Genomic DNA, 26,100 nt, shown 5'->3' on the forward strand with positions numbered 1-26,100 from the left:
TTGCCCGTTGCCAATCCTGGCACCTGCTGCCGCTGTTGTGCCTGGTGCAGCAAGCCGCCGAGCCTCGTTATCGCACTGCGACTGCCATATGGACTGCGGCTACTGCATTTCACTCCGGGTCATTGAATAATTTGCCAGTATGGCGCCGAAAAAAATTACTCACATCGTCAACAATCAGGAACACTGCAGGGATCACCAGCAGGCTTAGAAACGTGGACGTGATCAGGCCGCCCAGCACCGCGATGGCCATGGGTGAACGAAAGGCCGGGTCTGCAGAGCCCCAGCCGACCGCCAACGGAACCATGCCAGCGCCCATGGCAAGGGTAGTCATCAAAATCGGCCGTGCCCGTTTGTGGCAGGCGTCCCGAAGCGCTTCCAGGCGCGTCATGCCCTTTTCTTTGATCGCCAGAATGGCATATTCGACCAACAAAATCGAGTTCTTTGTCGCGATACCCATGAGCATGATCAGGCCGATCAGCGACGGCATGGAAAAACTCTTGTCGGCCAACAGCAGCCCCACGAACGCACCGCCCAGCGATAGCGGCAACGCAGCCAGGATAGTCAAAGGCTGAAGAAACTGCTTGAAAAGCAGCACCAGGACAATATAAATGCAGACAATCCCAATGACAATCGCCAGCCCAAAACTCTGGAACAACTCTTCCATAACCTCTGCATCGCCGATATCGATGACTGACACGCTGGCGGGCAACGCTTTCATGGCAGGCAATTGCCTGACCTGCTTGACAACATCGCCCAGCGCTACCCCTGAAAGCTCAATTTCAAACGTAATATTGCGGGCTCTGTCATAGCGATTAATGACCGCCGGGCCGCCACCCAGACGCACATCGGCCACGCTGCTCAGCGGCACGGGCCCGTTTGCGCCAGGCACACGCAAATTCTCGATAAAGTCCAGGTCTTTGATTGCCCATTTTTCCAGCGCAACGACAATCGGGATCTGGCGCTGATCCAAATTGAGCTTGGACAATGCCACTTCGAAATCGCCGGCCGTGGCAACACGTAAGGTATCGGCCATCGCGGCACTGGTAACACCCAGTTGCGCCGCCTCATCGAAACGCGGATGCACTTCTATTTCCGGGCGTATCAGGCTGGCCGACGAGGAGATATTGCCCAGGCCCGCAATGGACTGCAGTTGCCGCCCAACCTGCAGCGCGGTCTGCATCAAGACGTCGGGTTGCTCGCTTGAGAGCACCAGCATATATTTCTCGCCGGAACCGCCCAGCCCCACTTTGAGGCGCACGCCAGGAACCACTTGCAGACGCCTGCGAATATCAGCCTCAATCTCCTGCTTTATCGGGCGCTCGTTACGCGGCTGCAGCAGCACGGTCAGCGTGGCCTTGCGCTCTTCCTGGGTCTGCCCGCCGGCAAACGGGTCGCCTCCCGCCGCTCCGCCACCGATACTGGTATACACCGAGAGCACCGACGGATTTTCCATGACCAGCTGGCGCACCTGCTCGGCCGTCTTCTCGGTTTGTACCAACGACGTGCCCGGCTGCATTTCCACATAGACCTGGGTCTGGGACAGATCATCGGCAGGCATGAAGCCCGTTGGCAGCAGCGGAATAATAACGATCGAACCAACAAAGAACAGCCCAGCGATCACTACGGTAACCCATCGATGACGCAGCGAGCGCTCCACCCACTTCATATAAAGCCTCATCCATCCCGGATCTTTGGGTGCCTGTTTCTTGCCTTTCAAAATGTAGGCACACATCATGGGCGTGAGCATGCGGGCAACAACCAGGGAGGCAAAGACGGCCATGGCGGCCGTCCAGCCAAATTGCTTGAAAAACTTGCCGGCAATACCGCTCATAAACGCCGTTGGCAAAAACACGGCAATCAGGGTAAAAGTGGTGGCCACGACGGCAAGGCCAATTTCATCGGCAGCCTCCATTGCGGCGCGGTAGGGAGATTTACCCGCCTGCAGGTGCCGCACGATATTCTCAACCTCGACAATCGCGTCATCCACCAAAATACCGACCACCAGCGACAAGGCCAGCAGCGTGACGCCATTGATCGTAAAGCCAAAAAAATACATACCAACAAACGCCGGTATGATGGACAAGGGCAAAGCGACGGCCGACACCAAGGTTGCCCGGATATCACGCAAAAACAGCCAAACGGCCAGCACCGCCAGCAGCGCGCCCTCGTACAGCATGTGCATCGCCCCGTCGTATTCAGACTGGACAGGCTCCACCATATCGAATGCAGTCCGGAACGTCAGATCGGGATACTGGGCCTTGATCTGCTCCAGCGCCTGCATCACGCCTCGCCCGACGTCCACCTCCCCAGCTCCGCGACTGCGTGCCACTTCGAATGCCACAACAGGCTTGCCATCCAGAAATGCGGCAGTGACCGGATCGGCAAAACTGTCGCGGACGGTGGCTACTTCGCCCAGTGTAATGACTTTGCCGTTACTCAGCGGAATGCGCAGATCCTCAAGCTCTGCCGCGCTTTTTACAGCACCCAGCGTACGAATGGGCTGTTTCTGAAGACCCAGCTCAGCCTTACCCCCCGACTGCTCCTGCTGCACCGATTTAAGCTGCCTGGAGACATCGGCAACCGTCACCCCCAACCCCTGCAACAATACCGGGTCCATATCTACGCGAACCTGCCGGTCGCGTCCGCCAACCCGGCTGACCTTGCCAACGCCAGAGACAGTGAGCAGTTTGCGAGCAATGGTATTGTCCACAAGCCAGGACACATCCGTGACATCACGGCGCGTGGAGCTGACGGTGAATGCCAGGATCGGCAGCTGCGCCAGATCCAGTTTGGTTACGATGGGTTCCTCGGTGTTAGCTGGCAACTCATTGCGCACCGATGCAACCGATGAGCGCACGTCATCGACCGCTTCCTGTATCGGTTTTTCCAGTTCAAACTGCGCAGTAATGGTAGCGACGCCATCCTGCAAGGTGCTAAAGACATGGTCTATGCCCTGCACTGTTGCCAGGTTGTCCTCGATCTTGCGCGCAACATCATTCTCAAGCTGGCTGGGCGTCGCCCCCTCCAGGACGGTCGTGACAACCACGGTGGGCAGATCGATATCGGGAAAATTCTGGATTCGCATGGCATGAAACGAATACAGTCCCATCAGCGTCAGCAGCACGAATAACATGCATGCGGGCAACGGATTTTTTATCGACCAAGCAGAAACGTTCATGTTCAGTTCCCGGCGGGACTGGCTTTGGCTGCAGTCTGAGAATCCGGTGCGCTGCCCGGCGCTGATTCACGGATCTCGCCGGTGGCCGGCGGCTGCGTAGCCGCTTCGACCACCCGCACCGTATCCTGGTCATTCAGAAACGCCGCGCCTTGGGTCACAACCCTGTCCCCGTCGCGCAGGCCCGCTGTGACCTCTATCGTATTGTTGGCAGCGCCACCGATTTGCACCTTGGTCTGCGCGACCTTGTTATCGTTCTCAAGCACAAAGACAAAATTGAATCCGTCGCGCAGCACCAGCGCCTGACGTGGTACGGTCAGCCCCTGTTTGGGTGCCAGTTCGAAACGGCCGCGCAGGAACATGCCCGCCCGCAATTGCGGGTCGGATGCCAGATCAACGTAAACAATGCCCTGGCGCGTCTGCTCATCCAGCGTGGGCCCGATCTGCCTCACCTTACCCGCCACCTTTCGGTCATTTGGCAAAACAACCTGCACCGGCATCCCTTCGCTAACCTGCATGAGATTGCGCATACCCAGTTGGGCCTGCCACTCCAGGCGGTTATCGACAACCAGATGAAAAATTTCCTGCCCAGGGTTGACGACAGCACCGATGACTGCATTACGTACAGAGATGACGCCATCGGAGGGCGCCAGCAATTTCGTATAAGAGCTGCGTTGTACCTGGGTTTGCAGCGCCGCTTTGGCCGCAGTTACGTCTGCCATGGCGTTTTTCTCACCCGACAGGGCCTGATCGACTTCGGATTGACTAATAGCGCCGCTGCCGCGGATTTTTCGGATACGGTCCGCATTGCGCTTGGCCGTATCCAGTGAAGCCTGGGCCTGCCGCAGGCGCGCCTCGGCCTGGGTCAGATCGCCGCGACTGGAGGTGTCTTCAAACTCGGCCAGCATCTGCCCAGCTTTCACCCGGTCGCCCACGTCGGCGTACAGGGCTTTGAGCCGAAGACCGTTAGTCTGGGCACTGACGCTGGCGTCATGCCAGGCGCGAATATTGCCGGTTGCCCAGAAACCTGGGGTGATCAGTGCGGCATTGACCGTATGGACCGTCACGGTCAGCGCGGGGCGTGTAGATGGTTCCTGGGCGTGAGCCACGTCCGGGGAAAAGGCATTCAACATAGCCACGATGAATGCGCACTGCATCAGCTTTGTAAACGGAATCAGCACGGGTATCTGCCTGCTCGATTGCAAAAACAAACATATCGTACGGGTAAATGCGATATGTCTGTCTGCGCGAGTTGTGAATCGTTGTAACCGGATGCGCCGCAGGATTACTTCTGTTTTGCCAGATCCGCCACGATGTTGGCTGCTTCCTTGATAGCAATATCCAGGCTCTCCTTGCGTTTTTTCTCATCCGCAAGCTCCTGGGTCAGGTTGCCTTCCCCTGCCGCCAGGCCATCATCAAGGCGGAACGAATTAACATCGGATTCACCCAGTTTTTTACGGCGCTCTTCAAACTGTGATTGCTCCATGGACATTTTTTCGCGCTCTTCCAAACGCGTGGCATAACGCAGTGAAATAACTTTCTTATCGGACGTCTTGCGGGCGTATGCCAGTTCGTCAAGCAACAGCTTCCAGTTATCCGATTGCTGCGTACGCTGCTCGTGCATGGTTTTGAGCGGCCCGATTTTTTCTGCAAGCGAATCGTATCCGCTGTACTTGGTCGGGGCGATCTTGCTCCACGGCATGGCGTTCTCGTAGCTGGACTCGCCCAACTCGGTCGGGTCAAAGGCCGATGGAAACACGATATCGGGCACGACACCCTTTTCCTGCGTGGAGCTGCCATTGACGCGGAAAAATTTCTGGATGGTCCATTTGAGCGAACCCAGCTCCTCGCCTTCATGTCGGCGCAGGAATTCATCCAGGCCACGAATGGTCTGTACGGAACCTTTACCCCACGTTGGGTCGCCAATGACGACACCGCGGCCATAGTCCTGGATCACAGCGGCAAAAATTTCCGATGCAGAAGCCGAAATGCGATTGACCATAACCCCTACCGGTTTGTTCCACACGATTTTGCCCGTTGCACTGCGAACATTGGACGTGGTTCCCTCGGCAGTGCTGACCTGCACAATCGGATTGGGGCCACCCAGAAACAGGCCACTCAGGTTAGCCGCTTCGCTCAGCGAGCCGCCACCGTTGTTACGCAGATCCAGCAGAACGCCATCCACGCCTTCCTTTTCAAGTTTTTCAAGAATCACACGGACATCACGGGTCACGCTTTTGTAATTGCTTTCGCCCCGCGCTTTCGCATCAAAATCTTCATAGAAGCTGGGGATCGTGATGATGCCGACCTTGCGCTTGTCCCCCTCGGCGCCCGCTTCATAGATTCGATAGCGAGCTGCCTGATCTTCCATTGTTACTCTCTGACGAACGATGGAAACAGTGGTGTGCTTGCCTTCCATACCCCTTTCGGCCGGAATGATCTCGATACGCACGGTTGTGCCGCGCTTGCCGCGGATCAGCTTGACGATGTCATCCAGGCGCCAATCGACCACGTCTTCCATGGGACCCGATTCGCCCTGGCCAACGGCCACAATGCGGTCACCGGGATTGAGCTTGCCGGATTTGGCTGCCGGGCCGCCCGGCACCACCTCACGGATCTGTCCGTATTCATCGCGTTTTTGCAAGACGGCGCCAATGCCCTCAACCGACAGGCTGATTTGTACGTCGAAATTTTTTGCAGAGCTGGGGCTGTAATATGACGTATGTGGATCGGTACTGTTTCCGTAGGCATTGAGGAACATCTCGGCAACGTCTTCGCCGTTCATGCGCATGATCTGGTTGCGATTGTTTATATAGCGCTTTTTGAGTTTCTCGACAATGACGCTGTCTTTACTGCCGGCCAGTTTCAAACGCAGATAATCATTCTTGATCCGCTTGCGCCACAAATCGTTGATCTGCTCTTCGGAATTTGCCCATTCGGCTTTCTTGCGATCCAGATTGAAGGACTCTTCAATGTCAAAGTCAAAAGGCTTATCCAGCAAGGCCAGAGCATGATCGAAGCGCTGTTCGACACGATCGCGATACTTTTCAAACATGGCAAACGCCGGCGCCAGACGACCGGTCATCAGCATGGTATGAATGTTCTGACGCACCGGTTCGAACTCGTCGATGTCCGACTTGAGCAAATACAGCTTTGCCGGATCCATCATTTTGAGGTATTCCTTGAACACCGCATGCGACATGTTTTCGTCCAGCGGCTTCTTGTCATACTCAAAGCGTGTCAGGATATTGGCCACGATAATGGCCGCCTTGGCCTGATCCACTGTTGGTTCCAGCGCTTTTTTCTCAGGCTTCTTCTGCGGGGCCGGCGCTTTAGAAGCATCGACCGAAGGGCTGCTGTTTTGAACCAGCAACTGATGCTGCGTGGATTGCGACTGCTCAAGCCGTTCGATACGGTTCAGCGCTTCTGAGTCGGCATATACACAGGCCGAAGTAGCCAGAAGTGCCAGAGCCGTTGCCAATACTTTCAACTTCATACAATGCAATCTCAACGAGTGAATAGGATAATGGATACTGATTCTAACGAACTGCGGTCAATTTTACCCATGTTTTTCGCCAAACACATGAAATCACAAACAAAATGGCACATACGTTAGAATTTGACTTCAATCCATTACACGATTTGATCATCATCAGGAGCCGTATTCATGCCTATCAGCCGCTTGCGCCGTTCTCAGTTTCGCTCACTGCAGCGGCTTACCATCTTATTGACAATTGGCATACCGGGCGCGGCGTTTGCGCAAAGCGGTGGCGATTTTGCTGCATGTATGCAAAAGCTGCAGCCACAGGCGGCACGCGCCGGTATTTCCGCGCAATCTTTTGCCCGGTTTACCCAGGGCGTCACGCCGGATATGAGCATTCTGGACAAGCTCAATTACCAGCCGGAATTTCGCCAGCCGATCTGGGACTACCTGGCTGGATTGGTCGACGAGCAACGGGTCAGCGAAGGCAAAAGTAACCTGACCGGCCATGCCGATGTATTGCGACGCGTCTCTGCACAATACGGTGTAGATCCCGCAACGGTCGTGGCGGTCTGGGGCGTGGAAAGCAACTTCGGACAGACACAGGGCAAATATCCGTTGGTGCAGGCGCTGGGCACGCTCAGCTGTTATGGACGTCGACAGGCTTATTTTCAAAAAGAATTTTTTGCCACGCTACGGATTCTGCAATCAGGCGATATCCAGCCACAACGCCTGGTCGGCTCCTGGGCAGGTGCTTTCGGGCACACACAATTTATGCCCTCTACGTTCGAGCGGCTGGCTGTGGATTTCGATGGTGACGGGCGCCGCGATCTGATGGACAACTCGGCCGATGCGCTGGCATCGACCGCCAACTTTCTTGCCAAGGGTGGCTGGCAAACTGGGCAGCCCTGGGGGTTCGAAGTGCGCCTGCCTGCGGGCATGAACACAGCGGGTGAAGGTCGGCGCAACAAAAAATCCATCTCGACATGGTCGGCTCGGGGCGTCACGACCATAGACCGCCAGCCGCTGGATGCGCGTGTTTCGGGCAACCAGAAAGCGGGCCTGCTGACGCCAGCAGGCGCCACCGGGCCGGCATTTCTGGTATTTCGCAATTTCGATGTGATTTATGGCTACAACGCTGCCGAAAGCTACGCCCTGGCCATTGCGCATCTGAGCGACCGGCTGCGCGGCGCGGGCCCCTTTGTCACCGCGTGGCCCACGGATGATCCCGGCCTGTCACGGGCTGACCGTGTAACGCTGCAAAAAGCCCTGCTGAACCGAGGCCATGCTATCGGCGAGCCAGACGGCCTGATTGGCAGCAAGACACGCGAGGCGATCAAAACGGAACAAAGCAGGCTCGGACTGACGCCGGACGGACGCGCCGGACAGAAAATCCTGCGTGCGTTGCAATAAAAGACTTGCGAAGCAAAAAAAATCCTGATATAGTTTCATGCTTCATTCAATCGCACTACAACCATGTCAGTTTTTGGGAACAGCGTCTGTTTGAATGAAACCTCATTTTTATGAGGTGAAAGCTGTGAGAATGGCTCTTTAGCTCAGTCGGTTAGAGCGACGGAATCATAATCCGCAGGTCCCCCGTTCGAATCGGGGAAGAGCCACCATTTACACAGTTTTAATCCGTAGATATATCAAATACTTAGGCCGCCTCTTACGCGGCCTTTTTATTTGTCACAATGGTGTTCTGTGCCAACCTTGACAAAAACATGACACCAGTTGCATGAACCGCCAAATGGTCTGCGTTCAAATGTGCATACTTCTTTACCATCTCAAGACTTTCCCACCCACCCATTTCTTTAAGAACAAATAATGGGGTTCCAGCCTGAACGTGCCAACTTGCCCGGGTATGCCTCAGGTCATGAAAGTGAAAGTCCTCAATATTGGCTTTCGTGAGAGCCAGCTTGAAGCATTTCCGATTGATGGCTGATGGATGCCCACCGGTATTGACGGGGTGACGCACGTCTTGCACCCTTCGCTATATGCCATGACACAGATCGGCGATCCTGACGAAATAAAACCGTCACGTTCAGAAAATTCCTGTGCGCATTACCAAGTCCTAATTATCTACTTGTTGCCAATTGGATGTTAATGGTGCAGCTGTGGGAACAATCACCCCTTTTCATTGCGACTGAATTACAGATCGCGATTTAACATCATTTGAAATACGTACACACATTTGAAAGAAAATTTTGCTTTGGTAGAGTACCGCCAAGCGCTGTATTGGATTGGCTATAGTTTATTTATTCATTTCTCGAAAGCTAAATGTAGTCGATCCGGAAAGTAGCATAATTGAGCATAAGTTAATAAATATTGAGTGTGATATTTTTTATCAATTCGAACAGCCTTTCATAGGTAGTACAAATAGCACATTGAAAAGGAAGCAGACTTGAATCACATGAACCGGCTATCAGCAATGCTTTGCGTCATAACGGTGGCATTTTCAGTCTCTATCGAAGCTCGCGAACTGACAACTGAAGATATTGGCTGGCTGAATCGGGTTACGTATTCTGTGAACCAGCAGGTACTGGTAGAGTATCAACGACTTGGGCGTGAAGCCTACCTTCAAAAGCAGTTAGCTGCGAACAGCGCTCAGCTGCCGCCTAAGGTGCTTACTGTATTTAATTCTGAATTCGTGCCGTTCGATGAACGAATGGGTGAAATTCTTGATTTGCGTGCAAAACGCAACAAAATTGGTGATGGCGACACGAAAGCGAATTTAGTTAAAGCCATTGCGGACAGTGGTAAAAAGTCTGTTTTTCAGGCCAGGAGCAGACATTTGATTCGCGCCATATACTCTCCTAATCAATTGCGAGAACAGCTAGTATGGTTTTGGCTGAATCATTTCAATGTATATGCACCGAAAGCTAATATACGCTGGCAAATTGGAGACTACGAAGACAAAGCGATTCGGCCTTATGCCTTGGGCAAATTCAGCGATTTGCTGAAGGCCACGTTGACACACCCAGCAATGCTGACATATTTGGACAACGCAAGGAGCCGCAAAGGCAAGATAAATGAAAACTACGCGAGAGAGCTACTTGAATTGCACACTCTGGGGGTTGACGCGGGTTATTCACAGAACGATGTAAAGGAGGTCGCGCGTATTTTGACCGGAGTTGGCGTAAATTACAAAAGCAGAGAGCCAAGATTGCCAGAAAATCGAGCAATGGGTTACATCAATGATCATGGATTCGAATTCAATCCAGCTCGACACGATTATGGTACGAAAAAAGTACTTGGTGTGTCATACAAAGGAACAGGCTGGGGAGAGGTAGAGCAACTGATTGAACAACTGAGCAAAAACCCTGCGACGGCCAAGCATGTCAGCAAAAAAATGGCGCAGTATTTTGTAGATGACAGTCCTTCTGAAACACTTATTAAAACAATGAGTGAAAAATTTCTCACATCGGATGGCAATATAGCTGCCACGCTTGCCGTGATGTTTGAAAGCAAGGAGTTTCTTGAGAGCCTAAAGTCCAAGTATCGCTCTCCTACGCAATTTGTTATTGCCGCTGTCAGACATGTATACGAGCGACAACTAATTGTAAATTATCTTCCTGTGATAAATTGGATATCCAGATTGTCCCAGCCTTTATATGGCTATGTAACCCCCAACGGATATTCCCTTGCAAGTAGCTCTTGGAACAGTTCAGGCCAACTGAGTCAGCGGTTTGAAATTGCTCGTGCCATAGCAGGCAAAGTCCCAAAGCTATTTACTGCACAAGAGGAGAAAGAAAAGCGGAAAGTCAAACCACCAATTTTTCAGAATTCAACTTTCAAGGCGGTTTATGCATCCCATCTTTCCCCGAACACGACCAAGGTACTGAGTAAAGCTCAAAACATACCACTATGGAATACGTTGTTCCTGTCTTCTCCAGAGTGGCAAAACAGAGAGGTAAAGAAATGAAGCGTCGTGAATTTATTACTGCGTCCCTACTGATGCCGCTATGGGTCAACAGTTCAGCCGTATGGTCCGCAGGAAAAACCGATGTACGTTTTCTCTTCGTATTTTTAAGAGGAGCCTACGACTCCAGCAGCCTGTTAATCCCGTATACATCGGATTACTATTATGAGGCACGTCCAAAGCTAGCTATTCCCAAGCCGCAAGCTACGAATGGCGCACTGGTGCTAGATGACGCCTGGGCGCTGCATCCTGCACTGCAAGACACGATGTTTCGATTATGGGAGAGAAAACAAGTATTGTTTGTTCCATTTGCGGGCACACCGGACATGTCCCGAAGCCATTTTGATACGCAGGATGTGGTGGAACGTGGCCTGGGTGAGAATGGGAAGCGGACGGAGGAGTCTGGCTTTCTGAATCGCCTTGCAATGGTACTAGCTGGGAAAGCAGTACCAGTGGCATTTGCAAACAATTTGCCACTAAGTTTTCAGGGTAAAAGTGATGTAGCCAATTTTTCCTTGCGCTCAGGAAACAAGTCAAGGCTGAATGAGGATCAGATGAAAATGCTGGCCGAACTCTATGAAAAAACAGATCTTGAGGCCAAGGTACGAACAGGATTGGAAAATAAACGTCAGGTAATCGCATCTTTTGAGAAGGAAAAGCAGGCGGCAAGTCGTAATGCGATTAATCCGAAGGGATTTGAACTAGAGGCCCAGCGCATGGCAGGAATGATGAAAGGAAAATATAACCTGGGATTTATTGACGTAGGAAATTGGGACACCCATGTGAATCAGGGCGGGGTAAACGGCCAATTGACCAACTACCTGGTGAACCTTGGCAAAGGACTGAATACCTTTGCCAAGGAGATGGGGCCGGCCTGGAACAATACAGTCGTGTATGTGATTTCCGAATTTGGACGGACATTCAAGCAGAACGGAACCGGCGGTACTGATCATGGGCACGGATCGGTACACTGGGTCCTTGGAGGAAAGGTAAATGGCGGGCATGTGCTGGGAGAGCAGGAAAAAGTGACATTAGAAACACTCAATCAAAAACGGGACTACAAGGTATTGAATGATTACCGAGATGTACTTGGAGGAATGTTCCGGCAGATATACGGATTGACCCCAAAGCAGATCGATTTGATTTTTCCTGACAGTAATCCAAGATCGATGAAACTTGTGTGACGAAGTGGTTGGTTGGCTTCAGTACTCTAAACAATATTAGTCGGGGTCGATAAAATCACAAGCAGATCGACTCGCACGAATCCACGCCTAGATTCCTGCTATTGCCTATCTTCCGCGTCACCCCATACCCCTCAACCGCAGATTCAGGCCTGGCCGCAGATAATAATTCCTTCACCTGGTCGACGGTCACGATTCAACCGAACCAACGATTGCGCACACTGTCACCGATTGCCGCCTGCCCTGATAATTGGCTCGTTATTTTTCATATGCTATTGTTTTTATTTAAAATAACATTGACTCTGGCTAATTCTGCCGCACATTGAACCGGGCCGGTTGCGCTCAATCCTCGATCTCTACTCGTCCGCCACTGCCGGGAAATCTCGCTGAGTGCGTGGAGCCAAACTCGCCGACCACTGCCGCATATGATTCGGTGGCGCTGGGGAACGTGATCACTCGGTTCTGCGAGCGCAAGGTGAAGCATGACTTTGTGATCAAGCAATGATAGGATTACGGAAATAGCGGGTGATTAATTATTGAAAATCTCTATTACTACGGTAATCCGTAGTTTTAAACTATTCAGGATATACGATGTTTGATCATGTGAAATTCGGGGTCAGTAACTATGCCGCAAGCAAAGCGTTCTTTCTCCAAGCGCTCGAACCAATTGGGGTAGCAGTCGCGTCTGAGGGAACGCCAACGTACGGCGTAGAGCTCAGCTCGAAATGCAACGTTTCATTGTGCTTGTTCCAAACCGAGGAAAAACCTGCACATCTTCACTTGGCTTTTGCTGCCGAAAATCGCGAGCAAGTCGACGCTTTCTATCTAAAAGCTCTACAGGCTGGTGGAAAAGACAATGGTGCTCCCGGGTTACGGCCACAATACCATGCGCATTATTATGCGGCTTTTGTAATCGGGCCGGACGGACACAATATCGAAGTGGTTTGCAGCAAACCTGGCGCCTAGTGTTCAATCGTTTTTCTTTTTCGCTGGCGTCCTCTCCCTGGTATTCGTCGCCGTCCCGTCCTGGGTTAAATTGATCGACTGATTTCGCTCTTGGCATCTTGGCCAGCAGTAATACCACGCTAACTCCGCCACGCTAAACTCGGCATTGCGAGAATTGATACCCAACAAAAAGCACCCCGAAGGGTGCCTTTTCAACTCGCTAGACTACACTGCTGCGGGTTGCTTCTTATCGATGAATTCCTGAACTTGCTTTTCAGCCTCTGGCTGAGTCACTGAATATTTATCTTTAATAGCTGTTACCAGTTTGTCGGCATGGCCATTAATTTGCTTGACGTCACCATCATTCAATTTACTCCATTGAGTAGTGACTGAACCTTTGATGTCATCCCATTTTGCGTCTTTGAATCCTTCCATGATAATACTCCTATTATCAAATATTGGTACATGCGAAAAACTCGCACATCCCGTGCGCCATGCATACAAAATTTATCATTCTTTATACATCGTAAACTGGCGCAAAAATCTTAATATTTTTTCGATCATTCCACACCGCAACATCTCGCATATCCGCTCGGTGTTTTAATACGCCACGGTCAAAGTCGAGTGTGCAAGCTATTTATGGTGAACCTTGCTCACAGCACATTCTCCATTCGTTTTTTATCGTTCTTTGTATGGATTTGCATAGCTGTGCAAACTTTAATTCGATAAGCATATATATGCTCCTTGACTATGGGCAAGAAAATCAAACCCATGTAGACCACAGTACTCTACTTGCCTGAGTTCACCTACCGATCAAGTGTAAGTATTAAAAGAGCCAAATTACAAATTTGTGAAATAGGTTTGCACGGCCCTTTTCGTACCGCAACAGTGTAGAGTGATAGATGTAGTGTGAATTAACCTACATCTATTAGGACAGTGCCATGATTATATTTAAAAATAAATGGAAAGCTGATGCCTTCAAAGTTATCCTTAAGAAACGTTGGATTAATCTCTCAAAAGATGAATTGACTTATATTGGCGGTGATTCTCAAAAATTAGTGTCAATATTGCAGTTTGATTATGGTTACCCTCGCAAGATAGCACAGCGTAAAGTGAAAAACTTCTGGAATTCGTATTCAAATTCGCATGTATGAGTCAAGCAGTAATTTCTATCTATTTGTGCACTCACCACGAACGTCTGCACGTTGAATGACTAACCGCCAGCCTTATGACACAACCACACCTGAAATATGTCGCCTCACATTCAACAAGTACCGCCAAAGCAAGCGCCCATTGACCTTTTGCTGCTCGCGGACCCATCGGAAGATAAGATTCGCTCGTATCTTCACCAATCGCAATGTTTTGTAGCCTCCCATGACGGGATAGCGATCGGCGCATGCCTGGTACAGGCGTTGGCGCCCACATCCCGCGAAATCAAGAGCATCGCCGTGCATCCGGATCACCAAAAAGCAGGTACAGGCACGTTGCTGCTTAAGTGGATAATCGGTTTTTATCGCCGATCCGGTGTCATACAATTGGAGGTGGGGACCGGATCATTCGGTTACCAGCTCGCCTTTTACCAAAAACAGGGCTTTCGGGTGACCGGCATCGAACGAAATTTTTTCATCGACAACTACAACGAACCCATCGTTGAAGATGGTATCAGGCTTTATGACATGCTGCGCCTGACGCTGAGACTGGACCGGACTAATGGCCAGATGACTGCCATATCCTGATCGCCGGGCCAACTCACCGCGCCACCGCTTTGACGACTAACGATCGCAGTATCTGCTGTATAGTGAGCAATTGAGCTGGGAGACAGCGATGGCATTTGAAAAATGGGCTGTACGCAAGGGCGATGCATTAGGCGTAGTCTACGAAGCGTACCGGGTGGGCAAACAACTAACACTTGTGAAATACTACATGAACAGCCACCGGGATGGATTTGTTCTGGTCAAGGAGAACGCGTACGAAAAACTCGGACCGGAGCGTCTGGATGCGCTGTTTGACGAGTGCTGGAACAGCCCGAATGATTTCTATCAAATTGACGAAGACGGCGTGACCAAGGTCGGCAGACGAGCTCCCTACGTCGGTTGACGGGCATGTCTGCGTTATATATTTATCATCATTGATATCGGCAGTCAAAAGACGACGAGCGATAGAATCAGCGAGTAAAAAAGATGGCCCTTGGCATTCAAGTTACTTGAGAACCTGCCCTGCGAGAACCACTTTGCCTGCCCGAATGGACACCTGGCTTTTGAAAGCCAGGGACCACGGAGACGAAAATCTGCCGTAACAAGAATATGAAGCGATAATGAAAGGTACATTGAGTGCAGCCTGTACCCAGCAGATATCAGGCACTAGCCCTGCTCAATCGGGAATACAATTGTAATTCTCAGCCCCGGCCGGCAGTCCTCAAACATCAGGGTTCCTTCATGCATGGCCACAATGGCCATGACGCTTTTGAGCCCGAGCCCAAAGCCTGTGGCATTGGGATCCAGTTGATAGAAGTGTTTGCCCACATTGCCATATTCGCTGGCAGGAATGCCCGGGCCGTCATCTTCTATCCGAATCGATAACTGCCCCTGCTCCCCATGTAAACTCACCCAGACATGCTCGCGAGTATATTTCAATGCATTGTCCACAAGATTGGCCAGCATGCTGGCCAGCAAGTCTGCGTCGCCATGGATCTGACAGTCACCACGAATATTCAATGACAGCTGGTGACGCCGGTCTTCGGCGAAGGCGCTGTAAAGGTCAATGACATCGTCCGCGATCGCCGAAAAGTCACATATGCGAAAGCGTTGCCGATACACACCGGCTTCGATTTCGGAGATCTGCAGTAGCTTTTCAAAAAGCTGATTCAGATTTTCAATTTCTTGAACGGCGAAATGCGTGGCCTGCAGTACCTCTTGCGCAGAATGACCGGGCCGCTGCACCGTACGCAGCCTGCTGATAATGCGGGTCAGCGGCGTGCGCAAATTATGCGCGATCGTATCGGACACATGACGAACGCCTTTCATGAGCGCCTCTATACGGTCCAGCATTGAATTGATTTCGTGGCTCAGGTGATAAAACTCATCGTGTATTTCGGACAGGGGTATTCGCGATGACAGTTGACCACTGCTGATTTGCGTAGCTGTCTTGTGAATGCTGCTAACCCTGAAATCGAGCTCGCGCCTGAAGATGAACGTACCCACGATCACCAGCATCAGCGCAACAAACAGCGTGACCAGACACGCCTGCCCGATCAGTCCGATGGTTCTGTTGGTCTCGGCCAGATCCACACCAACGACCAGCGTGCTGCCATCATCCAGCATCGATACCCTGAACCTGCCGCTAAGCGCGACCCCATTGTTGCTCACATCAGCTTCTGCGATCTCCGACAGCCGCGAGACCGGAGCAGCATCCAGGTTGCCGATCACCTTTTCACCAGTCTGATTGAGCAAAAGATACAGTCCCTGGTCCGAATCCACATTATCCGACAGGGTAAAGGCAAGTGAGCGGATCAACCGCTCTGAACCACCCGTTTCGAAATCGGTCACCAGTCTATGGGTCGCCGAAGCGATCTGACGCTGCAATTGGGAATGCAACGCACCTACCACCTGCAAATAAATAAATGCCATCAGGACCAGGATGGAAAAAATGGCCAGCATTCCGTAATTGAATGTCAGTCGAAAAGAAATCGAATTCCATGTCCGGTCCAGAAAACGGACAAATTGACGAATCATGACGGCGCGGTATCCTGTCCTGTCGCCTGCCCCTGGTCCGACAGCACATAGCCCTCGCCCCAGACCGTGTGAATCAGCTGGGTCTGAAAGCCGGTGTCGATCTTGCGTCGCAGGCGACTGATCTGAACATCAATCACATTCGATTGCGGGTCAAAACGATAGTCCCACACAGATTCAAGCAGCATGGTGCGAGTCACGACATTGCCTGCGTTTTGCATCATATGCACAAGCAGACGATATTCCCGAGGCTGCAGGTTGATGAGCTTGCCGCTTCGTTCCACCTTGCGGCTGATCAGATCCAGCTTGAGATCGCCAACCCGCAACTGCTTGACGCTATCGTCGCTGCCGGCCCGCCGGATGAGTGCTTCGATCCGGGCGATCAGCTCAGAAAAGGCAAATGGCTTGGTAAGGTAATCATCGCCGCCGGATTTCAGGCCACGGACGCGCTCGTCCACGCCCGACAAGGCGCTAAGCACCAGTACTGGCGTCTTGTTGCCCAGCGCGCGCAGCGTGGAAAGAATGGACAGGCCATCAATATTGCCGGGCAGCATCCGGTCCAGGATGATAATGTCCCATTGCTGTTCGCAGGCGCGTCGCATGCCGTCTGCGCCGTTGCCGCAGACCACGGCATCGTGTCGCAACTCGTTCAGGCCATTGGCAATATACCGTGCGTTTTCATAATCATCCTCAATGACCAAGCAGTGCCACATGAGCGTCCCCCCCGTTCCTATGCTTTTTGCCGGCGTTGTGCCGCCATCTGAGCATCATACAATTTCATGCCAGCGCGCGTACCGTACCGACCCGAATTCCAATATACATTTTTATTCAAATGCAATCATGACAAAACGGTAATGTTTTCGTCATCCATTGCAAGACTTTTGTCTCTATACAATCTTCTGTCTATACACCTGCAATTTTAGTGGAGACTTAAAAGGTAGATTATGCAGATAAAAAATCAACAGGACTTCTGGTCCGGCCTGATGTTCGTGGCCGTCGGCCTGGGCTTCGTCATATTTTCCCAAGTCTATGACATGGGCACACCAAGCCGCATGGGTCCGGGCTATTTCCCTTTCTGGCTGGCCATCTGTATGGCCCTGCTTGGCGCGATTGTCACGGTCAACTCTCTGCGCGGCGAACCGGCCGAGGACAGCGCCGTCGGCCATTTCGACTGGGACATTCTATTTTTGATTATTGGCAGTATCTGCCTGTATGGCATCATGCTGGATCACCTGGGGCTGTACATCGCCACGCCGCTGCTGATCATTTTCTGCAGCCTGGCCAGTCATGAATTCAGCCTGCTGATCGCAGTGGGCAACGCCATTTTTCTGACGGTGTTCGCCTGGCTGGCCTTCGTCAAAGGCCTGGGCCTGATATTCCCACTTTGGCCTGAACCGATTGCCGAATGGAGCACATTGGCCCAGATCACCATCCCGCTGGGTGTCGTGATTGCAGTCGTCATGCTGGTACGTCGGATCAAAGGAAAATAATCATGCTGGACTTATTACAACATCTGGCCCTGGGGTTCTCGGTTGCCTTTACGCCTGAAAATCTTGCCTATGCCCTGCTCGGGTGCATTCTGGGCACACTGATCGGCGTATTGCCCGGTATCGGCCCTGTCCCTACCATTGCCATGCTGCTGCCTTTAACCTACATTCTGCCTCCCACCGCGGGCCTGATCATGCTTGCCGGCATCTATTACGGTGCCCAATATGGCGGCTCGACAACGGCGATTCTGGTTGCCCTGCCGGGGGAGACCTCGGCGGTGGTTACCGTGCTGGACGGACACCAAATGGCCAAGAATGGTCGGGCCGGCGCTGCGCTGGCAATCGCTGCGATGGGCTCGTTCTTCGCCGGCTGTTTTGCCACCTTGCTACTGGCAGCCTTTGCGCCGCCACTGGCCGAGGTTGCCTTCAAATTCGGGCCCGCCGAGTATTTCTCTCTGATGGTGCTGGGTCTGGTCGGCGCCGTGGTCCTGGCTTCCGGCTCCCTGCCCAAAGCGATCTGCATGATTCTACTGGGTCTGCTACTGGGCATGGTCGGGACCGACGTGAACTCAGGCGTTGCCCGCTTTGACTTTGGCATTCCCGAACTGCAGGACGGTATTGACTTTGCCGTGGTTGCCATGGGTGTTTTCGGTCTGGCTGAAATCATGAACAATCTGGCGCAAAAAGAAAACCGGGTTGATATTACAGACAAGATTGGCGCGCTGTATCCGAACCGTCAGGAGCTGCGTGAAGCCGCACCGGCGTGTATCCGCGGCACCCTGCTTGGATCCGCACTGGGTATTCTGCCCGGCGGCGGCGCCGTATTATCTTCCTTTGCTTCTTACACGCTGGAAAAGAAAATCTCCAAGCAGCCGCATCGCTTTGGCAAAGGCCATCCTGCCGGCCTGGCGGGGCCTGAATCGGCCAATAACGCCGCTGCGCAGACTTCCTTCATCCCATTGCTGACGCTGGGTATTCCCGGCAACGCGGTAATGGCATTGATGGTAGGTGCAATGACCATTCACAACATTCAGCCGGGACCACAGGTCATGTCCAGTCACCCGGAATTGTTCTGGGGTCTGATTGCTTCCATGTGGATCGGCAACCTGATGTTGGTCATTCTGAACTTGCCACTCATCGGCCTGTGGGTCAAGCTGTTAAAAGTACCGTACCGTGTCCTTTTCCCGGCCATTGTCCTGTTCTGCACCATCGGTGTGTACTCGCTGAACTACAACGTGTTTGACATTTACATCATGGCCATTTTCGGTGTAATCGGCTATGTGTGGAGCAAACTCAAATGTGAAGGTGCCCCACTGCTGCTCGGATTGGTGTTGGGTCCGATGATGGAAGAAAATTTCCGTCGCGCCCTGCTGTTGTCCCGCGGTGAATTCAGCACTTTCGTCACTCGCCCATTGTCCATGTCATTGCTTATCCTGGCCGCTGCGCTTGTGGTGCTGGTCGCGCTGCCCTCGATTCGCAAGAAACGCGAAGAGACGTTCGTCGAAGAAGAATAAACTGCAGTCCCGGGATGGCCGCGCCTTGTGGTTCGCCTGGCTGCAGTCAACAACCGCCCTGTACCGCTACCGGTACGGGGCTTTTTTTGATGGTCGAGGGTCACAGGGTATACTTTACAGGGCAGCCCCCTATTGGTCTTTCTCCGATTTTCACAGGAATTCCCTTATGACTATGCTAAGTGAAGTATTTCAGATGCAGCAGACGTTCGGCGAGGCTTTTTTGCGCAGTACGGCCATCTACTGGGGTATTTATCTGCTGTTCCGGTTCGGTGGGCGCCGCAACATCGGCTCATTGGGTTTTGCCGACATCGTCGTTGTGATGCTAGTATCGGAAGCCGTCGGCAATGGGCTGTCGGGATCTTCTGATACCATCACGGATGGCCTGACAGTGGCAGCCGGCATCGTTCTATGGTCATTTCTGGTTGACCGTCTGGGATATTTCTTTCCAGCGGTAAGCCATGTGCTTTCGCCCGATCAGCTGTTACTTGTCAAGGACGGAATCTTGCAATTGAAAAATATGCGCCGCGAATATGTCACCCGCGCCGAATTGCTGGAGCAATTGCGCATCAACGGAGTCGATGACCTGGCGCAGGTCAGGCGCGCCTTTCTGGAAACCAATGGCGAAATCAGCGTCATCAAGGCGGACAAGCATAACGACGCCGGCGGTGCAGGCACCGCCGATACGCAATCCAAAGACGGTCGTCCGGCCACCCGAACCAGGGGCGATATCGGCCAATAGCCGGCAAAACCAACCACAGTACGCTCAAACCCGTTTTGACCGGATGTCATCATTTCGAAACACAAGCGGCAAAAAAGCGGCTAATATGACGCCCATCGCGTTTTTTCAGGGCAATTCTGGCGCGCGCATCCCGCTTTTTTACGTTGCCCGATCGCAACACCCCTTTCGTTTTCCTGCAGATACGGATCAGCTTTGGCCGCGCGCGTCAGAACTGGGTACGCGTGGTGCTGCTGTCCACGGTTCTGCACGATCACATGCATTTTGGAATGATGTCATGACTTTGCAGCATTTATTTGCGGCTATCGCCCGCGGCAATCTCGTTCGCCAGATCATCATCGGCCTGGTTCTTGGTATTTTGTTTGGCGTATTTTTTCCACAGGCAGCCCAATCGAGCCAGATTATCGGCACCTTCTTTACCGGCGCCCTTAAGGCGGTCGCACCGGTGCTGGTCTTTGTACTGGTCATGGCTGCGATTGCCCAACATCGCAGTGGTACCGAAGTATATATCAAACCCATTTTATTGTTGTACGTGCTGGGTACGTTTTCGGCAGCATTGGTTGCGGTTGTGGCCAGCTTTGCCTTTCCGACTACGCTTACACTGGTGACCAGCCAGGTCACGCAAAGTGCCCCGACAGGCATTATAGAAGTATTGCGATCGCTGGTGCTCAACGTGATCGATAACCCAGTCAATGCCATTCTGACAGCCAATTATATCGGCATCCTGAGCTGGGCCATTTTGCTGGGCATCGGTCTGCGTCACGCTGGCGTCGCCACCAAGGCTATCTTGAGCGACGCAGCGCAGGCCGTGACCAAGGTCGTGCGCTGGGTAATCCGCCTGGCGCCATTGGGCATTTTCAGTCTGATCGCAGTTACCGTGGCAACAACCGGCCTGGGCGAACTCATGGTCTATGGTCGGCTATTGCTGGTTCTGGTCAGCTGCATGCTTTTTGTCGCGCTGGTCATCAACCCGCTCCTTGTGTATTTCAAGCTTCGCCGCAACCCCTATCCGCTGGTATTCCGGTGCCTGGCCGAAAGTGGCGTCACGGCATTTTTTACGCGCAGCTCAGCCGCCAATATTCCAGTTAATCTGCTTCTGTGCAAAAAACTGGGCCTGCACGAAGATACTTACTCGGTGTCTATCCCGCTGGGGGCAACCATCAACATGGCCGGGGCGGCCGTGACCATCACGGTCCTGACATTGGCTGCCGTTCATACATTGAATATTCAGATTGATATTCCGACCGCATTGTTGCTGAGCTTGCTGGCAACAGTCGGCGCCTGCGGCGCCTCGGGCGTACCCGGTGGTTCGCTGCTGTTGATTCCAATGGCCTGCAGCCTGTTTGGCATCAACAATGACCTGGCCGCACAGGTGGTAACGGTCGGCTTCATCATCAGCGTCGTGCAGGACTCCAGTGAAACTGCGCTCAATTCCTCCACCGATGTGCTGTTTACTGCCGCGGCGGACAAAGCCATGCTGACCCCGGGAGCAACAGAACGCGAAATCGCAATCTGAGACGGCATGCTGGGTAAATAGCACTTACAAACAGAAAACCGGCTCATGGGCCTGCCCATGGCCGGTTTTTTTCTGCCATACGATCGATGAAAAGGAGCGACGGGCAAGGCGCCATCTGCACAATCCAGATTCCAGCGCAGGTCAGCCAATCAGACAGAACACGCTCTACCTTGGGCTTGTCCACTCAATCGAGCTCAAGCTGCACGTCGTCACGCTCGCTAGCCACCGCCCTGAAAATATCCAGCAATCCTTCATAATACAGTTCACCCAGCTCAATCGCGCTTCTGGCATGGCCATGCCAGACAATCCGGTAAGGGCCCTTTACATCCGCGCTCAGGCTATCGTATAGTGCATCAAGATTGCGACCGAAATACTGGGGCAGATGCAGCGCTATTTGCAATTGATCATAAACATCATCAATCGAATGAATATGCGTTAGTTCGCAGGTCTTGAGCGGCGCGGGGGGGCGGCGCACAGCCTTCATTCTCCTGCGTTTCGAGGTTCTCATCGACATGCTGGCACCTTGTGAAATGTCTCATAATGATCCACGGTCACGTACTGCTGGCCGGCCCGGGCGAAGACCAGCCGTTTGGCGTTGCGCTTTTTCCCGCGGTAGTCCAGATCAGCCTCTCTCCATTGCCACCGGGGCAGACGACGCTCATAATTGCCAAAGTGATCACCGCCAATAGATTTACCGCGCAATGCGGGGATATCGGAAAAATAACGCCCTGGCGACCACCCCGCCTGCCGGGCCTGCTTTTTCGTCACAAAGTAGGCAGGCAGCTGTTGGCGGGACGTCAGCGAGCGCACGATGTCTGTCAGTTGCGAGGTATCGATCTGTCCGTCAAGCTCGGCCTTGTTGAAAACGTCCAGCACGACTTCACAGCGATCGGCACCGCCGGCTAAAGTATCGCTGCTCTTGACAGGAGCCGGTTCGGGCGCAGCCCAACCCATGGCATACGCCGGCGCGCAAATTGCTAATATCAATGTCGACAGGAACCGTTGCATATCGCCACTCGCAAACGTGTTTTTGGTGTTCAGAGTGTAGCCGATTGTGTTGACAGAATGACGAAAATCTGACAGATCCAATGATACATTTTAACTAAACCGCTATTCCTTAACCACGAAGCTGTAATTTGGTTTAATGTTGCGACTGTTGTTTCTGTCCGGCTAATTGCGCAGCTGTAACATATATTTTCCATGACAAATCTCTCCCCCCACGACACTGCCAAAGACGGTGCAGCATCTGACGATGCGACCCATATCATGCTGCAACGGCGCTTTGCCCCTTATTTCTGGACACAGATATCGGGCGCGGCCAACGACAATCTGTTCAAGTTCGCGGTCACAATCATGCTTACGTATCATGTTTCGGTCAGCTGGTTGCCGCCGGAGATGGCCGGCGTCGTGATCAATGGCATGTTCATTATCCCGTTTTTGCTGCTGTCCGCCGTGAGCGGGCAAATGTCAGACAAATTCGAGAAAGCGCGTTTCATGCGCTGGATCAAAACCGCTGAAATCGGAATCATGGGACTGGCCGCGTTCGCACTCATTTACCAGCAAGTGTACATCCTGCTGCTATGCGTGTTGCTGATGGGCATCCATTCGACCGTTTTCGGGCCGGTCAAGTTTGCCTATCTGCCCCAGGTCTTTCACGGCACAACACTGGTCAGCAGCAACGGCTGGGTCGAAATGGGCACCTTTGTCGCGATACTGCTGGGCAATATGGCTGGCGGATTCTTGGCCGGCATAGAAGGCTTCGGCTATCATTATGTGGCCGCCAGTTGCGTATTGATTGCGGTCACGGGCAGACTCTGTTCAGGGCTAGTTCCGCCCACCCCCATGTCGTCCCCCGACCTGAAACTGGACTGGAATCCGATCGGCGGTACGATAGAAAATATCAAGTACGCCTTTCATGATCGACATGTTTTCAAAAGCATTCTGCTGATCAGCTGGATGTGGTTTTTTGGCGCAGTGTATCTGAATATATTCCCCGTCTTTGCCAAGGAAATCCTGCGTGGCGACGAACAGGTTGCCACCTTGCTTCTGGGCGTATTTTCCATCGGCGTGGGGTTTGGCTCTGTCCTTTGCGGCTGGATCGGCAAGAAAGGGCTCAATGTACTCAAGCTTGTTCCCGTGGGCGCCGCCGGCATGACCGTTTTTTCCATTGCGTTGTACTTTCTGGCCCATGATTTGAATGCCACGCATCTGCTGGCGCTACACGAATTTGTCAGGCTTCCCACAAACTGGCTGTTGCTCGCCGGGCTATTCCTGCTGAGCATGTCGGCCGGGCTGTACAGCGTGCCGCTTTATGTCCTGATTCAACAAAAGACACCAAAAACTCATTCCTCGCGTGTGATTGCCGCCAACAATATCATGAATGCCATTTTCCTGGTAGCCAGCTCGGTCATTACCGGGCTGCTGATTGCCTTCAGTACCGTCCCGCTGATCGTTCTTTTTCTTGGCATCGCCAATGCCATTTTCGTTTTTGTCGTCATGCGCTCCGACCATTCGTACATTACTGAAATGCGCGAGCCTATGGAGTAATTGGCAAGCACACTGAACAAGGAGTGAATATGTCTGTCCGGTCCCGTTGCGGGCTTGCCGCCGCTATGCTCATTGCCGTCAGCCTGCTGGCGGCATGCAGTACATCTGCGATTCCCGAACCGAAGGCGGCAGTGCCTAGCAAACCGGTGGCACGCGGCGACATACTCTGGCATTTTGTGCATGATCAATGCGTTCCCAATCAGCTGGCCGGCCAGAATCCGCCACTGCCGTGTATTAAGGTCGATATGGACAACGGCTACGCCATCTTCAAGGATAAAAACGGACCCCTGCAGTATTTGCATATGCCCACCCGGCACGTGACGGGTCTGGAAGATCCTGCGCTACTGAGCGCAAGCCGCACGCCGTATTTTGCACAAGCCTGGCACGCCCGCCACTATATGGATCGATTGCTGGGCAGTGCCATCGCAGAGCAAGACTATTCGTTTACCGTCAATTCACAATCGGGTCGCAGCCAAAATCATCTGCATATCCACATCTCCTGTATCCGCCCTGCCCTGCGTGAGCGCCTGCTTGCCTTGCAATCGCAGCTCGATTCCCGGTGGCAGCCGGTGCCGGGAGGGATCAATGGCCATGCGTACCAGGCGCGAACCCTGTCGCTGAACGAGCTTGAGCAGCATGGCGCCATCGCACTGACCATCGCCTCACTGGCGCACGCGCGGCAGGACATGGCCAATGTGAGTCTGGCCCTGTATCCGCTGTCTGAACAGCACTTTCTGCTTTTTGCAACCCACCGCCCGGGGGCGTCGGCTGAAGGAGACTTTCAGGACCATCGCTGCCCGCAATTGTTGGCAGGCCGTTAGGCGATCAGACGCCATTGCGCCCACGTTCGTCATGCGCTTCACGTCATTTTCGTCATCTACGCCTTTGAGGCCCTTGTCATTCAGGGCGCATTCCCAGCCCTGACTGTGGACCATAGCGGCAGCGATCGGCTTGCGGCAACCGCAAGTGCCGTAAATACCCTAAAAAGGCCGGTGCAAACCCCGCAGCACGACCTCTGACACAATGCCGTCAACTCCGTATTTTTTTGAAACAGGCAATTTGTGACAATTCCAACACCCAGCTGGGCACTGTAGGACGACCGTATGATTTCGTAAATATGTTTATCGGTTACTGAATTTTCTGACCGCCGCAAATAAGTTATAGTATATTGATTCGTCATAGTCAGGAACGGCGGTTCGTACCCCGTTCGCAAGCGTAAGGATATACATGAAATCGTTCATAAAGTTGCTCATATTGCTGCTGGTTGCGGCAGCCATTGCATTTGGTGCGTGGAAAATTATTGAGACAACACTTTTCAATGATGACGATGTCGAACTTCCCCAGCAGTCAGAACTGCGTCAGCCTCCTCCTGCGCCGGTCCCTCCGCCAAAGCAGGAAGATCCCTATCAGAATGCGCAAGGTGAAGATGCCAGCAATGATAGTGCGCCCGTCACACTTACCTGCATCGATGCCAGTAAAATCATTGCAGAGCTTTATGACATGCGCGTGAATGGCAAGACGCAGGACGAAGCCAACGAAGCCGTCAGCAACAACACCGCCATCCCTGACGAACGTGTCTCTTCATTTATCGAGTTTGTCGAGCTGTTGTGGTCTACTCCCAAGGAGAAGATCGTAGAAAAAAATCGCTTCATCAAGGATTTCACGGCAAACTGCGACAAACTGGCGCAGGCAGCATCGTCGGCGCCAGCCGCCCCTGCAGCGCCAGAGACACCAGCCAAACCTGCGGCACCCGCTGCACAATAAGCTGCTGAAGCCGCCTGTGCTGACGGCCCGGACGGCAAAACTCAGCGCCAGCAAGGTGCACGCGATGACGTGTTCGCCTTGCACCACAGACGCCAGGATGCACT

At 52.8% G+C, this 26,100-nt stretch carries 21 protein-coding genes, 1 tRNA gene and 2 pseudogenes; 15 read left to right on the forward strand and 9 right to left on the reverse strand.

The features are described from left to right. Positions 1-109: 109 nt before the first annotated feature. The 3 genes from INT32_RS01965 to INT32_RS01975 all read right to left on the reverse strand — a co-directional run bounded on the left by INT32_RS01965 (position 110) and on the right by INT32_RS01975 (position 6,671). The gene (locus INT32_RS01965; RefSeq protein ID WP_193087037.1) at positions 110-3,178 is read right to left on the reverse strand and encodes an efflux RND transporter permease subunit; all 3,069 of its coding nucleotides are present in this window, start codon (positions 3,176-3,178) and stop codon (positions 110-112) included. Between the two features lie 2 nt (positions 3,179-3,180). Beyond that, positions 3,181-4,356: an efflux RND transporter periplasmic adaptor subunit gene (locus INT32_RS01970; RefSeq protein ID WP_193087038.1), complete on the reverse strand. Its 1,176-nt coding sequence runs from the start codon at positions 4,354-4,356 to the stop codon at positions 3,181-3,183. Positions 4,357-4,460: 104 nt separating this feature from the next. Beyond that, positions 4,461-6,671, reverse strand: coding sequence for a carboxy terminal-processing peptidase (locus tag INT32_RS01975; RefSeq protein ID WP_193087039.1), 2,211 nt, complete (start codon positions 6,669-6,671; stop codon positions 4,461-4,463). A 171-nt stretch (positions 6,672-6,842) separates the two neighbouring features. On the opposite strand from INT32_RS01975, the gene INT32_RS01980 reads away from it, so the two are divergent. After that, positions 6,843-8,069 (forward strand): lytic murein transglycosylase, encoded by a 1,227-nt coding sequence (locus INT32_RS01980; protein ID WP_193087040.1) that lies wholly within the window; start codon positions 6,843-6,845, stop codon positions 8,067-8,069. 132 nt (positions 8,070-8,201) lie between these two features. Next, positions 8,202-8,278, forward strand: a tRNA-Met gene (locus tag INT32_RS01985). Positions 8,279-8,325: 47 nt separating this feature from the next. On the opposite strand, the pseudogene INT32_RS01990 reads toward INT32_RS01985, so the two are convergent. After that, positions 8,326-8,619 (reverse strand): annotated as a pseudogene (locus INT32_RS01990) (tyrosine-type recombinase/integrase); the annotation flags it as partial. A gap of 450 nt (positions 8,620-9,069) precedes the next feature. On the opposite strand from INT32_RS01990, the gene INT32_RS01995 reads away from it, so the two are divergent. The 3 genes from INT32_RS01995 to INT32_RS02005 all read left to right on the forward strand — a co-directional run bounded on the left by INT32_RS01995 (position 9,070) and on the right by INT32_RS02005 (position 12,725). Continuing rightward, positions 9,070-10,581 carry a DUF1800 domain-containing protein gene (locus INT32_RS01995; RefSeq protein ID WP_226816439.1) on the forward strand — a complete coding sequence of 504 codons (1,512 nt, stop codon included), beginning with the start codon at positions 9,070-9,072 and terminating at the stop codon, positions 10,579-10,581. After that, entirely contained in the window at positions 10,578-11,762 is a 1,185-nt protein-coding gene (locus INT32_RS02000; protein WP_193087042.1) for a DUF1501 domain-containing protein, read from the forward strand. The genes INT32_RS01995 and INT32_RS02000 overlap by 4 nt, the downstream gene beginning before the upstream one ends. Positions 11,763-12,350: 588 nt before the next feature. Next, positions 12,351-12,725 carry a VOC family protein gene (locus INT32_RS02005; RefSeq protein WP_193087043.1) on the forward strand — a complete coding sequence of 125 codons (375 nt, stop codon included), beginning with the start codon at positions 12,351-12,353 and terminating at the stop codon, positions 12,723-12,725. A gap of 204 nt (positions 12,726-12,929) precedes the next feature. Here the strand turns inward: INT32_RS02005 and INT32_RS02010 are convergent, their stop codons facing one another. Then, on the reverse strand, positions 12,930-13,139 hold the full coding sequence (locus INT32_RS02010) for a CsbD family protein (protein ID WP_193087044.1): 210 nt from the start codon (positions 13,137-13,139) through the stop codon (positions 12,930-12,932). A gap of 506 nt (positions 13,140-13,645) precedes the next feature. Here INT32_RS02010 and INT32_RS02015 point away from each other — a divergent pair. From INT32_RS02015 to INT32_RS02025, 3 genes are all read left to right on the forward strand, one after another. Beyond that, positions 13,646-13,858, forward strand: coding sequence for a CsbD family protein (locus INT32_RS02015; RefSeq protein ID WP_193087045.1), 213 nt, complete (start codon positions 13,646-13,648; stop codon positions 13,856-13,858). A gap of 147 nt (positions 13,859-14,005) precedes the next feature. Continuing rightward, positions 14,006-14,440: a GNAT family N-acetyltransferase gene (locus INT32_RS02020; RefSeq protein WP_226816376.1), complete on the forward strand. Its 435-nt coding sequence runs from the start codon at positions 14,006-14,008 to the stop codon at positions 14,438-14,440. Positions 14,441-14,528: 88 nt separating this feature from the next. After that, positions 14,529-14,801, forward strand: coding sequence for a hypothetical protein (locus INT32_RS02025; RefSeq protein ID WP_193087047.1), 273 nt, complete (start codon positions 14,529-14,531; stop codon positions 14,799-14,801). Between the two features lie 263 nt (positions 14,802-15,064). Here the strand turns inward: INT32_RS02025 and INT32_RS02030 are convergent, their stop codons facing one another. Together INT32_RS02030 and INT32_RS02035 are read right to left on the reverse strand one after the other, a co-directional pair. Further along, positions 15,065-16,435, reverse strand: a complete 1,371-nt coding sequence (locus INT32_RS02030) for a HAMP domain-containing sensor histidine kinase (protein ID WP_193087048.1) — start codon at positions 16,433-16,435, stop codon at positions 15,065-15,067. Next, on the reverse strand, positions 16,432-17,145 hold the full coding sequence (locus INT32_RS02035; protein ID WP_193087049.1) for a response regulator transcription factor: 714 nt from the start codon (positions 17,143-17,145) through the stop codon (positions 16,432-16,434). Before INT32_RS02035 ends, INT32_RS02030 begins: the two co-directional genes overlap by 4 nt. Positions 17,146-17,376: 231 nt before the next feature. Between INT32_RS02035 and INT32_RS02040 the strand changes: the two are divergent. The 4 genes and pseudogenes from INT32_RS02040 to sstT form a co-directional block, all read left to right on the forward strand. After that, positions 17,377-17,823: pseudogene (locus INT32_RS02040) on the forward strand (tripartite tricarboxylate transporter TctB family protein); the annotation flags it as partial. Positions 17,824-17,927: 104 nt separating this feature from the next. Then, positions 17,928-19,433 (forward strand): tripartite tricarboxylate transporter permease, encoded by a 1,506-nt coding sequence (locus INT32_RS02045; RefSeq protein WP_193087246.1) that lies wholly within the window; start codon positions 17,928-17,930, stop codon positions 19,431-19,433. 166 nt (positions 19,434-19,599) lie between these two features. Continuing rightward, positions 19,600-20,172 (forward strand): DUF421 domain-containing protein, encoded by a 573-nt coding sequence (locus INT32_RS02050; protein WP_193087051.1) that lies wholly within the window; start codon positions 19,600-19,602, stop codon positions 20,170-20,172. Positions 20,173-20,446: 274 nt separating this feature from the next. Beyond that, positions 20,447-21,685 (forward strand): serine/threonine transporter SstT, encoded by a 1,239-nt coding sequence (gene sstT, locus INT32_RS02055; RefSeq protein ID WP_193087052.1) that lies wholly within the window; start codon positions 20,447-20,449, stop codon positions 21,683-21,685. A gap of 184 nt (positions 21,686-21,869) precedes the next feature. Here sstT and INT32_RS02060 read toward each other — a convergent pair whose 3' ends face one another. Beyond that, positions 21,870-22,160: a barstar family protein gene (locus INT32_RS02060; protein WP_193087053.1), complete on the reverse strand. Its 291-nt coding sequence runs from the start codon at positions 22,158-22,160 to the stop codon at positions 21,870-21,872. A 29-nt stretch (positions 22,161-22,189) separates the two neighbouring features. Further along, positions 22,190-22,639, reverse strand: coding sequence for a ribonuclease domain-containing protein (locus INT32_RS02065; protein ID WP_193087054.1), 450 nt, complete (start codon positions 22,637-22,639; stop codon positions 22,190-22,192). Between the two features lie 246 nt (positions 22,640-22,885). On the opposite strand from INT32_RS02065, the gene INT32_RS02070 reads away from it, so the two are divergent. The 3 genes from INT32_RS02070 (at position 22,886) to INT32_RS02080 (ending at position 25,996) form a co-directional block, all read left to right on the forward strand. Further along, positions 22,886-24,232, forward strand: a complete 1,347-nt coding sequence (locus INT32_RS02070; RefSeq protein WP_193087055.1) for an MFS transporter — start codon at positions 22,886-22,888, stop codon at positions 24,230-24,232. Between the two features lie 29 nt (positions 24,233-24,261). Then, positions 24,262-25,053, forward strand: a complete 792-nt coding sequence (locus tag INT32_RS02075; RefSeq protein WP_193087056.1) for a CDP-diacylglycerol diphosphatase — start codon at positions 24,262-24,264, stop codon at positions 25,051-25,053. Positions 25,054-25,459: 406 nt separating this feature from the next. Continuing rightward, complete coding sequence (locus INT32_RS02080) at positions 25,460-25,996, forward strand: hypothetical protein (RefSeq protein WP_193087057.1); 537 nt, start codon at positions 25,460-25,462, stop codon at positions 25,994-25,996. Positions 25,997-26,100 lie beyond the last annotated feature (104 nt).

Source organism: Advenella sp. FME57 (genome assembly GCF_014897675.1).
Lineage (GTDB): Bacteria > Pseudomonadota > Gammaproteobacteria > Burkholderiales > Burkholderiaceae_B > Advenella.